General features: G+C 40.1%; 11 protein-coding genes. 5 read left to right on the forward strand and 6 right to left on the reverse strand.

What is annotated here, in order from left to right:
• The first annotated feature begins 32 nt into the window (after positions 1-32).
• Entirely contained in the window at positions 33-1,235 is a 1,203-nt protein-coding gene (gene fabV, locus Q4546_RS03140) for an enoyl-ACP reductase FabV (RefSeq protein WP_102440525.1), read from the forward strand.
• A gap of 164 nt (positions 1,236-1,399) precedes the next feature.
• Here fabV and Q4546_RS03145 read toward each other — a convergent pair whose 3' ends face one another.
• Positions 1,400-3,175, reverse strand: a complete 1,776-nt coding sequence (locus tag Q4546_RS03145) for a flavocytochrome c (RefSeq protein WP_303445660.1) — start codon at positions 3,173-3,175, stop codon at positions 1,400-1,402.
• Positions 3,176-3,502: 327 nt separating this feature from the next.
• Here Q4546_RS03145 and Q4546_RS03150 point away from each other — a divergent pair, with 327 nt between their 5' ends.
• The 3 genes from Q4546_RS03150 to Q4546_RS03160 all read left to right on the forward strand — a co-directional run bounded on the left by Q4546_RS03150 (position 3,503) and on the right by Q4546_RS03160 (position 6,908).
• Positions 3,503-4,543, forward strand: coding sequence for a porin (locus tag Q4546_RS03150; protein ID WP_368506614.1), 1,041 nt, complete (start codon positions 3,503-3,505; stop codon positions 4,541-4,543).
• A 220-nt stretch (positions 4,544-4,763) separates the two neighbouring features.
• Positions 4,764-5,639 carry a LysR family transcriptional regulator gene (locus Q4546_RS03155; RefSeq protein WP_303445661.1) on the forward strand — a complete coding sequence of 292 codons (876 nt, stop codon included), beginning with the start codon at positions 4,764-4,766 and terminating at the stop codon, positions 5,637-5,639.
• Between the two features lie 36 nt (positions 5,640-5,675).
• Positions 5,676-6,908 (forward strand): DUF819 domain-containing protein, encoded by a 1,233-nt coding sequence (locus Q4546_RS03160; protein WP_303445662.1) that lies wholly within the window; start codon positions 5,676-5,678, stop codon positions 6,906-6,908.
• Between the two features lie 43 nt (positions 6,909-6,951).
• Here Q4546_RS03160 and Q4546_RS03165 read toward each other — a convergent pair whose 3' ends face one another.
• From Q4546_RS03165 to Q4546_RS03175, 3 genes are all read right to left on the reverse strand, one after another.
• Complete coding sequence (locus Q4546_RS03165; RefSeq protein ID WP_102519807.1) at positions 6,952-7,902, reverse strand: GyrI-like domain-containing protein; 951 nt, start codon at positions 7,900-7,902, stop codon at positions 6,952-6,954.
• 166 nt (positions 7,903-8,068) lie between these two features.
• A complete protein-coding gene (locus Q4546_RS03170; RefSeq protein WP_303445663.1) occupies positions 8,069-8,245 on the reverse strand; it encodes a hypothetical protein in 177 nt (58 codons plus the stop codon).
• Positions 8,246-8,790: 545 nt separating this feature from the next.
• On the reverse strand, positions 8,791-9,051 hold the full coding sequence (locus Q4546_RS03175; protein ID WP_303445664.1) for a hypothetical protein: 261 nt from the start codon (positions 9,049-9,051) through the stop codon (positions 8,791-8,793).
• Between the two features lie 133 nt (positions 9,052-9,184).
• On the opposite strand from Q4546_RS03175, the gene Q4546_RS03180 reads away from it, so the two are divergent.
• A complete protein-coding gene (locus Q4546_RS03180; RefSeq protein ID WP_303445665.1) occupies positions 9,185-10,591 on the forward strand; it encodes a class I SAM-dependent methyltransferase in 1,407 nt (468 codons plus the stop codon).
• Here the strand turns inward: Q4546_RS03180 and Q4546_RS03185 are convergent.
• Together Q4546_RS03185 and Q4546_RS03190 are read right to left on the reverse strand one after the other, a co-directional pair.
• Positions 10,581-12,473 carry a sulfatase-like hydrolase/transferase gene (locus Q4546_RS03185; RefSeq protein ID WP_303445666.1) on the reverse strand — a complete coding sequence of 631 codons (1,893 nt, stop codon included), beginning with the start codon at positions 12,471-12,473 and terminating at the stop codon, positions 10,581-10,583. The genes Q4546_RS03180 and Q4546_RS03185 overlap by 11 nt on opposite strands.
• Before the next feature lie 227 nt (positions 12,474-12,700).
• Positions 12,701-13,168, reverse strand: coding sequence for an HAD-IB family phosphatase (locus Q4546_RS03190; protein ID WP_303445667.1), 468 nt, complete (start codon positions 13,166-13,168; stop codon positions 12,701-12,703).
• Positions 13,169-13,200 lie beyond the last annotated feature (32 nt).

Below are 13,200 nucleotides of genomic sequence, written 5' to 3' on the forward strand. Positions count from 1 at the left end.
CTAGTGCGATTGTTAAAGGAAGAAACCAAATTATGATTATTAAACCTAAAACACGTGGCTTTATTTGTACAACCACTCATCCTATCGGTTGTGAAGCTAACGTCAAAGAACAAATCGAATTAACCAAAGCAAAAGGCAAAATTGCCAATGGCCCTAAAAAAGTCTTAGTGGTTGGCTCTTCAAGTGGCTACGGCTTATCTTCTCGTATTGCATCAGCGTTCGGTAGTGATGCGGCCACCATTGGTGTTTTCTTTGAAAAACCAAGCACAGAAACCAAACCAGGTACGGCCGGTTGGTACAACTCTGCCTACTTTGATAAATTCGCTAAAGCTGAAGGTTTATATTCAAAAAGCATTAACTGTGATGCATTTAGCCATGAAGCTAAACAAAAAGTCATTGAGCTTATCAAACAAGACTTAGGTCAAATTGATATGGTGGTTTACTCTTTAGCTTCTCCAGTGCGTAAATTGCCTGATACCGGTGAAGTGATCCGCTCAAGCCTTAAGCCTATCGGTGAAACTTATACCGCAACTGCGGTAGACACCAACAAAAACACCATCATCGAAACCTCGGTAGAGCCAGCAACAGAGCAAGAAATTGCTGATACCGTGACAGTGATGGGCGGTCAAGATTGGGAATTATGGATGAGCGCCTTAAGTGATGCGGGTGTATTAGCGGATAATTGTAAAACCGTGGCCTACAGCTATATTGGCACCGAGATCACTTGGCCTATCTACTGGCATGGCGCATTAGGTAAAGCCAAAATGGATTTAGACCGTGCGGCTCATAGCCTTAATGAAAAGTTAGCCAAAACAGGCGGTTCTGCCAATGTGGCTGTGCTTAAGAGTGTTGTCACTCAAGCAAGCTCTGCTATCCCGGTAATGCCTTTATACATCGCGATGGTATTTAAGAAAATGCGTGAAGAAGGCGTTCATGAAGGATGTATGGACCAAATTTACCGTATGTTCAGCGAGCGTTTATATCGCGCTGATGGTCAAGCGGCACCAACAGATGATGAAAATCGTCTTCGTTTAGATGATTGGGAGTTACGCGAAGAAATTCAAAAACATTGCCGTGACTTATGGCCGGATGTCACCACTGAAAACCTTGCTGAACTGACTGATTACAATGAATACAAAGAAGAGTTTTTAAAACTGTTTGGTTTTGGTATTGCTGGCATCGACTATGAAGCTGACGTTAATCCAAACGTGACTTTTGATGTTATCAGCCTTTAATCCCCTAAGGTAATAAGAAAAGCCAAGTTATTATAACTTGGCTTTTTTATATCTGGTTAACTGCACAGTGACTCTTTATTTTATTAATGCGGCTTTATTAATACAAAAAGGCCAAGTTGATGAGACTTGGCCTTTATAAGGGAATGATGAAATTTAACTAAGAGTTATTTAGTTTTTAGCGCATGCTTAGCGGCGTTTTCACCAGCTTTACGACCAAATACTACCGTATCAGCGATTGCGTTACCGCCTAGACGGTTATAACCATGAACACCACCAGTGACCTCACCAGCCGCAAACAAACCAGGCATTTTCCAGCTTTGTAGGTTCAAGATATTCGTATCGGTATCAATTGCGATCCCGCCCATAGTATGGTGAATACCAGGTGCTACTTTTACAGCGTAGTATGGCGGCGTGCTTAAGCTTAATGGCATATTGGCGCGGCCGAATGCATCATCTTTACCTGCTGCTTTATACTTGTTGTAATCCGCTGCAGTTTTCGGTAAATCAGCCATTCCGGTGATTTTTGCCAGTTCTTCAATGGTGTTGGCTTTACTTAACATACCTAAATGTTCGTAACCACGTACCATTTTCTTTTTCTCAACCAATTGCTCATCGAACACTAACCAAGCATATTGATCTTTTTGCTTTAAGATTGCATCTGATGCACGGTCACGAGTCGTTAGTTCATTAATGAAACGGTTGCCATCAGTATTGACCATAATTGCACCAACACCGCGAACGGTTTCAGAAATCAAAATACGGCTATCTTTACCTACTGTAGGATGCGCTTGAACCCAATCAATATCAGTCATTGAAGCGCCAATTTCTTTAGCAAGTAGCACACCATCACCAGTGGCTGTAACGTTATTTGAACTAGACATGTCTTTCATTGTTGGGCGGTAGTAAGCAACCATTTGCTTATTCATACCATAACCACCTGTCGCTAATACAATAGAATCAGCAGCGACCATGTTGTAGCCTGAATGACGGCCGTGAACCACCACGCCAGCAACTGATTGATCATCATTTAAGACGATTTTTTCAACTCTTGAGTTAACGCGAACTGGAATATCACGTTCTACTGCGGCTTTACGCAAGGTATCAATTAAGTGTGGACCAATTGACGCGCCACCAGAAGGTGCGTGAGTACGCTCTGCTCTTGCGCCGCCTGAACGTTTAAGCTCTGACATATCAGCACCTAAAGACTCAAGCCATGCTACAGCGCCAGCAGACTCTTCAGCCATAGTTTGCACAAGTTTAGGGTCATTTTGATAACGACCGCCTTTCATGGCATCTTCAGCATACCAATCAACAGTGTCTTCAATGCCTTTGGCTTTTTGTTGTGGTGTGCCGACAGCATTAATACCGCCTGCAGCAAGCATTGAGTTACCACCGGTATAAGGGGCTTTTTCAAATAAAACAACGTTGGCACCTGCCAATTTAGCTGAAATCGCTGCATTGAAACCGGCACTACCGCCACCAACAACAATCACATCAACCGTTTCTACAGGGCCTTTATCAATCGCTTGTTGGATTTTGTCTTGATTCCAATCACCATCCCACTTCTTCTTCGCTTTTGAATCAGCAAATGGCATTTCCATTTCAAAGTTATGACAGTTATTACAAGTCAACTCAGGTTTAGCATGGGCGGTATGACAAGAAGTACAGTTGATATCTCCTAAATGAGATGCATGTGGGTCAAACTCAAGTTCATCGTTAACTAAATCTGCATACCCACCATGACAGTCCTGACACTGAGCATTCTCATGTGTTTGGCTATCAGTCATCGACTTTTTGATGTCTTTCATTTTTTCTGCAACGTGACAGCTTTGACAGTCACCCATTTCAGTATGGAAAGACGCTAAGTCATTTTTTGCCATTACGCTGCCAGAAGTAAGCATCATCACTGCCACTGCCGAAGCTAAATATTTAAGTTTCATTGGTTCATACCTCTAATTATCATTTTCACAACTTGCTTTGTTGGACGAGAGAATACTCATAAAGAGATAGTAAAACTTAGACATTGGTCAACATTGGCACTTGGTTCAGTTTTAATGAAACCAAATTAAAATTAACTTAAACCGCTACAAAATAACAACATCTGTGACCCAGTTAGAATTTATCTCTGTGGTTCAACCCTATTATGTGCAGCAGATTTTTAAGCTTATAACACCAAAAAGCTGATGACTTTGGGTGTTATTCAAGAATCAGTTTATTAGCGAAAGCTATATAACTAACTAATAATATGAATCAAAATAGAGATGATTATGAAGATGAACAAGTCACTAGTTTCACTCACTGTTGTATCAATTCTATCAGCAAGTTCTTTTGCCGCTTTCGCTGAGTCACCGCAGTTCTATGGCCGTCTAGAAATGGCACTAACAGAGTCTGATAACGGTTTTACAACACAAAATCAAAAAGCGGGCACTGTTCTGGAAAATAACTTTTCTCGCTTAGGGGTAAAAGGCAGTGAGAAAATATCTGAAAATATTGAAATCATTTACAATGTTGAAGTACAGGTTAACGCTGCCACCAACGAAGCTGATGATGATTTATTTAAACCAAGAAACACCTACTTAGGGCTAAAAAGTGACTTTGGTACCGTCATTGTCGGTCGTAATGATACGGTAATGAAAACCTCAAAAGGTACTGCTGAAGCATTTGCATTAACCAATGCCGCCTACAATAGAATGATTGCTGGGCAAGACAGGAAAGCCGATGGAATCACATACTATTCTCCTCAAATTGCCGATTTAGTCAGTGTAAATGCGACCTATTTAGTGGATAACAATTATGACTCTGGCGAAAGTCAGTACGCATTAAGCGTCACCGCTGGTGATAAAAAGCTCAAAAAACAACGTTATTATGTTGCAGCAGCATATAACACCATTGGTGGTGTCGACGCATACCGCGGGGTTGGTCAAATCAAAATAGGTAGTCTTAAACTAGGCGGTTTATTACAAAATACCCAAAGCCAAACTTACAGTGATAAAGAAGGTAATTCTTACTTTATTAGCGCAATATATAACTGGAGTGGCATCAACTTTAAAGCTGAATACGGCAAGGACAAGGCCGGTTTTGGTAAGTATTTTAAAAATAATGACGTCTCTTCAGCACAATACAAGGAAGCGACCGATGTCGATATTAGCTCATTCACAGTCGGTGCCGATTACCGTCTATCAAAGTCAACGATGGTGTTTGGTCACTACGCCACCTATGAAGGTGAATATCGGGTTGCTAACACAGGCCCGACGATTGAATTAGAAGATGATAATGTATTTACCCTAGGCGTGCGCTACGATTTCTAAGTCCAATTTTTATTTCGCGTTAATATCTGCACTTATATCGATGTAGGTCTCGCTGATAAAATATGATAAACCCATCATAAATGATGGGTTTATGCTAACAAGGTAAGACTTTTTCAAATAACTTGAACTCGTTAGCAATTCCTAAAAACAATACCAAAAGTTTACAGAGTAATATTGTCAACTCGTTATACTATTGATGAATTCATAGAATAATTTGCCCATGAAAATCACACTCAAGCAACTGTCAATATTTAAAGCCATCCATATTAATGGTCAGATCTCTAAAGCAGCCAAAACATTACATATGTCAGTCCCCGCTGTCAGTATGGCGTTAAAGGATTTAGAAGGTTCATTAGGCACCCGTCTGTTTGAGAGAAGCAGTAACGGCTTAACCATTAATGATAATGGTGAAGTTATTTTGCCTTACGCCAATGAGATGCTTTCTAAAAGTAATCAATTAGAGCAGATGTTTACTGAGCGAACAGCCATCGGTGGCACCATCAAAGTTGGCAGTAGTAAAACTGCGGGTAACTATATTCTTTCAAGAATCATCCCATTATTTAAACAACAACACCCCTGTGTTGATATTAAACTAGTGATTAACAACAGTTTAGCCATCGAGAAAATGGTGTCTGAAAAAGAACTGGATTTAGGTTTTGTCGATGCCAAGCCTGGGTTAAATAATTTACAGTATCAGCAGTGGCTTAAAGATAGATTGTGTATCATCATCGGCAGTAACAATCCAATAGCAAGCGAAACCATTACCCCTGAATTGCTGTCGCAACAATTATGGGTTATGGATGAAACCATTTCGGTGTCGAGGCTACGTAATACCCAGCTATTAAAAAGTGCCAGTATCAATATTCATCAAGAATTATCAATGAATACTATGGGCGCGATAAAACGTGCTATTGGTACTGGCATTGGCGTTAGTGTACTGCCCTACCTTGCTGTAAAAGAAGAAATAGCCAGCGGTCAACTTATTGAAATAGATTTACCAGAGTGGGATTTCGAGCGAAACTACTGGTCTATTTGGCGTAATGAAGAAGCATTAAGTCCGTTACTTGAAGAGTTCATCCAATTCTGCAATCAATAACAAAGCGATAAACTAATAAGGTTGCCAATATAAATTATGATTACTGCAGATCCGGTCATTTTTGGCTTGTTGGCCGCGATTATTGGTTTGGTATTTTATACTAGCAAGCTAAAACAAAGCTTTTGGAAACAACTTTACCGTTTTGTGCCCGTTATGGTCATGATTTATGTGTTGCCATCATTTTTAAATACCTTAAACATTGTCGATGCTTCCCAAAGTCAATTACCCCACATATCCTCAAAGTATTTAATGCCCGCTTGTTTAACATTACTAATTATCAGTGTAGACATAAAATCCATTCTATTATTGGGCCCTAAAATTGTCATGCTGTTTTTAATTGCCAGCTTAGGCATTATTATTGGCGGCCCGTTAACTCTGATACTTTTTGCGAAAATAGCGCCTGAATCTATTAATTGGCTAGGTGAAGATGCTGCCTGGCGCGGAATGGCGACCTTAGCAGGGAATTGGGTTGGTGGCACAGCGAATCAACTTGCCATGAAAGAAATCTATCAGGTAAAAGAAAACTTATTTGCGATTATGATTTCGGTCAATGTAGTCTACTCAGCGATTTGGATGTCATTTTTATTAATCTGCGCCAATAATGCTGCTGCGATAGATAAAAAAACGGGTGCCAACTCAAGCAATTATCAGCGGTTAATCGCTACAAGCGAATATCAGCAAGCTCACACGGTCAAGAATATCACCATAACTGATTACATATTAATATTCAGTGTGGCATTTGGCGTGACGGGATTAGCACATATGGGGGCTGATATTCTGGCGCCATATTTTGCCGCCCACTACCCTGCAACAGAAAAGTTTAGTCTGACTTCAAATTTCTTTTGGGTTGTCATCATAGTGACCACTATCAGTATTGCACTTTCAAATACCAAAGTGCGTGAACTTGAGCAATTAGGTGCATCAAAGGCCTCCACTGTCATGCTGTATATTTTGATTGCTAGTATGGGCCTTAGAATGGACTTGACCATGATTGATGACTTTCCAATCTACTTTGCCATCGGCTTTGTATGGTTAGCAATTCATAGCCTGTTCGTGATTATTGCTGGGCTAGTGATGAAAGCACCTGTGGCTTATATGGCATTAGCAAGTCAATGCTGTATTGGCGGCGCGGCATCATCCCCTGTGGTGGCAATTGCATTTCACCGCTCACTGGTACCTATCGCGATCATGTTCTCAGTATTTGGTTATGCTTGGGCAACTTACATGGCTTGGCTATGCGCCGAGATGATGCGGCTCGTATCGCAATAAAACGATGAGTTAATTTCTTACAGTGAACATATACGGATACCTGTTACTGTAATTTTAAATAGACTCTAACCTCTACAAGCTCTTGGTTGTCATCGGCAATAGCAGCTTCAACAGCCTCACTCTTAATCACATCCAAGCGTTCAATTATCAGCGGCTGGGTCGTTAAAGTCCAATCACTGGCAGCAAGCCAATGACTATAAAGATATTTTATTTTGCTATTGAGCTCTTTTTCAGAACCCAAATGATAAAACTGAGCATAACGCCCCTTAGCCACAGACTTATTCGAAAAATAACCAGACTCAGCGATAACGGGTGCTAATTCAGTAAGCTGCGCTTGATTAACACTCACACCAATATCCAGCGATAACATGGATTGCTCATCAGCTAAGGCATTAATTTGCGGATAAGGCATATCATAAACGAAATTAAAGGTGCGACTAGTACTTGGCGATAAGTGATATTTTTGCCTAAATGCGTTTAAGGCATTTTTCGATTGAGATAAATAACAAGCGGGTCCACGATGCTCTATAACCACTAACTCTATGGTCGTTAAATCCGATACCTGAATATTAACCTCAGCAGCAGAAAACTGCTCATGCCCCTCTGCTAGGGTACTCAGTGGTTGCTGCTTGGCAAAAAAGTTACCCCAGTTAGGCGAGTGTTGAAAGCTTTGTGGGCTTTGGCCAATACTACTTGTAAAGGTCGTAATAAAAGCGGCTGTTGACGGGTAGCCCATTTTTAACGCGACAGTATCTAAGCTAATAGTTTTATCAAAACCCAGTAACTGCGCCGCTTCAAGGTTTTTTAGCAAACGAATATAATCCTGCACTTTGGTATGAAACAGACTGTAAAATAACGCACCCAAATGCACTTCAGCAACCCCTGCAATCGCCGCTAAGCGGCTGTTGAGATTGTCATCAAACGCAGAAATTGCAGGTAGATTATTATCGATATAGCTTAACAGCACTTCAAATTGAGCATGTAAATCTTTCAAATTTTTACTAGACCTCATAGCTTAAAAATTACTTATCTTTCATATAAAAACAACTTACAAGTCTGATTTCTAGCGCCATGACAGCAACAAGCGGTTTAGCTTATAAGCCGCTAGATTGACAGGTTACCAATAAACCCATACTTTAGCGTTTTACTATTTAACGGCTTTAGCCTGTCAGTTTTTGCCATTGGTAATAACTGACATCAGCAAGTTCTAGCATGGGTTTATCTTCTTCTGTATCACCATATGCATACACTTTAACAAAATCTTGTAGGTCAAACTGAGCTAAAACTCGATTTGATTTTGTAGCGCCGCTACAGTCGCCATAACTATACCCAAACAACCTGAAGATACTCGATTTCAGCAAGAATTAACACGCGTTTAAGCAAGAATTAACACGCGTTTAAGCAAGGCATTGATTGCGAGTAGTGGTTATTCCCTTTCTAAAATCAATAACGCAGCATAAACGCGTGTAAAACTTACCCTTTGGGAGTTTCACCGTATTTCCCTGTGTATTGGCTATGTGAAAGAGTTTTTGGATTCACCTGAATTAGAAAGAAATAATTGGGAAACTAGAAAAGCAATCGACATGCTTGTTTACCAAAATAGTTATGCAGAAAATAATGAGTTCTAGAAAACTAGGGGCTTACCAGGGTGAGAATACCGGATAGCGTTTGGCTTGCGGCGGTTTAAGCAATACTTAGCTACTGCCCGTGTTGATTAAGGGCATGTGGATAGAGGAATAGAAGCCCAGATGATATATGCGGTCTGACTGACGAGGTTGGTAACGCCATAGAAGTTCATGCAAAGCCGCTGTCTTACGTTATTAAGGCCATTTATAGCACTAGGAAAAGAGCATACAGCCCTGCATTTGTGAACGAAGCGTTCTTATTTATGGATTTTTTTGATACTTTGGCTTTGACTTTGTTTCTGAGCTTGCTCTGGTTCGGTTTTTTTTCTAGCGCTAAATAGATCTTTAAATTTAGCCCACCAGAGTTTTATCGTGGTGAGTCCCATAACCACAGAAGCAATAATTGCTTGGAATATGATGCTTCCCGTTCCAGGATCTAAATAAGCATATGCAGGGGTACTTAGCATGACTAGTGATGCTAATAGAATGGTTTTTATGCCAAATGTGTATTGAACCATAACGCTCCCGCTAAGTTGAATTTATTTAGAGCCACTTTTATAAAATATAGTCAGGCATTTGCCTTTAAGCAAACGCTAAATAGACTATAGTTCTTGATACCTGATCATTTTGATAATTAAAAAGTGACTATTTATGGAATGTTTTGAAGTGCATAGGGCTTCGTTTCGGGATAACAGTGGGTTTATTTTTAACTGGCAGGGTAGCTTATATCGGCAGGTAAACGCCTCATTTAGTGGGGAGTACGAAGCTTATATCAGTAGTGGGCTACATCAAGCTTTGGTGGATAAAGGATTTATTGTTGATCATGATGAAGTGGAGCTTAACGGCTTTAGTGGGCCAAATCATCACAAAGTGATTAAACCTACCCTTATTCCATACCTTACATACCCTTACGAGTGGAGTTTTAGTCAGCTTCAAGATGCGGCTAAGTTAACCCTAGAAATTCAATTGTTAGCCTTGCAGTTTGGCTTTACCCTAAAAGATGCGAGTGCATTTAACATTCAGTTTCATCAAGGTCGCCCCATTCTTATCGATACCCTGTCGTTTATCTCTTATCAAAAAGGCCCATGGCTTGCCTATCGTCAATTCTGCCAGCATTTTTTAGCGCCTTTATTGCTAAAAAAGTATTGCGATCATCGTTTAGGGCGTATGTCTGAGCTCTATATTGATGGATTACCACTTGATTTAACGAGCCAGCTTTTGCCTATAAAGACCTGGTTTAGCTTTAATGCTGTTTCACACATACATCTGCATTCAAGGGCGCAGTCTCATTATAGTGCCAGTGGTGGTCATGGCAGTGAGCGCATGGAAAGCGCGAGTGTGAAAATGGATAGTGCAAAATTGGGCGCGCTGACGTCCAATTTATTGAACTATGTATCTAAGTTGCAGGTAAAGGCAGACAAGACTGAGTGGGCGAACTATTACGGCAATACTAATTATGCTACAGATGCGATGCAAGGCAAGGTCGATCTCATTGAAAGCTATCTGAAAAATATTGCAGGAAAGATTCAATTATTAGCCGATCTTGGCGCCAACAATGGTTATTTTAGCCGTTTGGCCAGTCAATATGCGGACAATGTCGTTTCATTTGATATTGATGAATTTGCTGTTGAGCAAAACTACCTCACAGTAAAAGCCGGAGATAATAAAAATGTTTTACCCGTAGTGTTGGATTTATTTAACCCATCAGCATCGATCGGTTGGGCAAATGAAGAGCGAGACTCTTTTGTAAGCAGAGGTAAATTTGAAGTCGTCATTGCGCTGGCGCTGATACATCATCTTGCTATTAGTAATAACGTGCCGTTGAAGAAAATTGTCCATTTATTGTCTCAAATGGTCACGGGTTGGTTAATCATCGAGTTTGTCCCTAAAACAGACTCCCAAGTTGAGCATATGTTAGCGACCAGAGAAGATATATTTACTGATTATCATGAGCAAGGTTTTGAGCAGGTTTTAACTGGCTACTTTACTATTAAGAATAAGGATAAAGTACCGAATTCTGATCGAACCTTATATTGTCTGCAAAAGGTTAATAGTTAAGTTTATCTGTGTCATAGCCCATCGATGCTAAGTGGTCTAGTATCATCTCGTAAGCTAATTTAGGTGTTAAATCTTCTAAGGGGCAGACTGAGTCTCTAGCGTGAACTTTTTGGTGCTCAAATGAGAGGGCATTAATATTGTTTATATCAATTGAATAGAGTGTGCCGCAATATGCCATTGAAATAGACCCTAAAGAGTAGAATGGGTAGGTTAAATTGGCTGCGACCTTCCAGTCACCTGCATTTATGGCCTGTTGCTTTGAAGAACTCACAATAAAAATCGGGTAGGCTTCCTTGCCACGTGATAATAAACTATGGCCATCCATCCATTGGGGAGGCTTAACCCCTAAATAGGATAAAACGGTTGGAGCAATATCCATCCTTTGAGAAGGCAATATAACAGAGCCTGTATATTCCTTTTTTGGGTATCGTATGATTAACGGAAGCGTTTCATTAATGACATGCCTTTTTCCGTGATCGCTACTAAAAACTAACAGGGTATTGTCTAACTCTCCCTGTTCCTGCACTAACTGATATATTTCTTTGCTATAGGCGTCCCACTGGAATATGGCATTGTCGTAGTGGTCAGGCATCCAATGCTCAGGTTGTGCTTTGGTTTGGGTAAAAATCGCTTTTTCATAGTCAAACTTTTTCCCATGTGGTCCGAGTAAGTGGACATTAGCAAAGTAGGGTCTAGGGGCTATTTTTATCTGTTCTTTCAATTGCTTCATTCGATCAATATCTGAAAAAATTGCTGGCACTTCTGCACCTTGATTAACCAACCTATGTGGATTAACCATAGATTTATAATCAATAAGATGAGCCAAGCGTTGATAAAGACGTTGCCAGTTTTCCTCTAAAAATTGAGTCGCTACTGGCCAGCGCAGCAAAAATAAGTTGTTAGCGGTAAAAAGCTGGTTAGCTAATAGCCTGTGATTGGCATAGTCAAATGCATTACGCATTTTAAGATCTGCTGGATCGATATAGTGCCTTAAGCTTATATCAAAATTATAATAGCCTTGGTTTTTAAGTATGCCTGGTAGGTGCTGAAACATATCTTGACCTTTGAAGGTGTCGGGTCTGAATATAACTTTAGTGCGCGTTGGATATTTACCACTCAATAATGCGCCTACAGAGCCGGTCGTTTTCGCAGAATTTGTCCAGTGATTTTGATAGATAACACTTTCATGAGAAATACTATTTAGAAACGGCGTCGTATCGCGCTTATATCCATAAACAGACATGTTTTTACTGTTAACCCCATCAGCACTAAAGAAAATAATGTTGGGAAAATCTGTTTTTTTAGCTGAAACATCTAATTCCAATTTGGTGTTTAACGGCTGACTGTATGTCATCCACAGTGAAAGTATCGAAAGGAGTATCAGCGTGATAAAGAGTATATAAAATGGTTTGAGATGCTCACAGAGAGTCCCTTTACTTTCTATTACCATGGACATTTTGTTAGTGAAATAGATAAATAACAAGGTAATCATTATCCAATAGTAACCCTGAGACATTAACGTTGTCGCAGAGTGGGAGGCGATACCAAAGACCGTATAAGTGAAGTTATCGAGCATTAAGAATGCCATACAGGTCAAAATTAATGCTGGAACAACATAAGCTACTCTGTCGATAATAATGCTCTTTTTAGGGATGAAAAAAGCAAGGAAGGTGATTAGGCATACACTGGATAAGGAGAGTAGTAGCAATGGGAAAGGAGCAGTAAAAAGTAACAGTAAGCTGTCGGTCAGACTGAGGTAGCTAAGCATGGATGGTCTCGAGAGAAAGAATGACCACTCCATTAAATAATATAAGTAACAGCACAGACCCGTCAGCAATAATAAACGACTTAAGTGCTTGTGGTTAATATTTATATCCCGCATCAAAAATTCCTTTTAATGTTTAACTACGCCTTTGATATGGTTATTTTGGGCTTGATTAGAGTATAGAAGATTTTTAGTTAGCAACCATTCTTAGCTAAAGCTTTAGCGTCATGTCGTGGTTAAACTCTGAGATTGTGGCCCATATGAGTTGACTACTACACTGATTGTTAAATCAACAGCGTTGTTGCGTTAATTTATAAGGTACCTACATTACCGCATTAACGCGCCTAGTATTGAAAACACGGATTTTCAAGTTGATTGGGTATATAACACCCCGTTAACTTACCATTTTTACTTTCTAGCTCTACACATATCAGTTTAAATCCATGCTGGCGACACCATGGCGCTAAATAAACATTAAGTGATGCCGAAACCACAACAATGGTGTCACCTTGCATCTGATGCCATTGCAGACGCGCTAGCGCTTGAGGTTTGATTTGTAGATCAAAACTTGTAGCATAATCTTCGCCGATGGCCTTAATGTGTTGCTCATCTTGTTGCCAAAAAGCAAACTTAGAAATGATGCTACGCGTTCTTGACCCACCAATGAGCTGCCATTTATAAGCGGCTATCACAGGGATTAATATCGGATAACAAACGATTAAACGCCACTTAGGTACACTTGAGTAAATAAATGGCGTGTAAGTATCTTTACTTGTAATAGTTCCATCAAAATCAAACAATGCTAAGTTCATAAATATCCTTATAAGAACCTCAAAATTTTGAC

This window comes from Shewanella sp. 4_MG-2023, from assembly GCF_030548015.1.
In the GTDB taxonomy this organism is placed as follows: domain Bacteria; phylum Pseudomonadota; class Gammaproteobacteria; order Enterobacterales; family Shewanellaceae; genus Shewanella.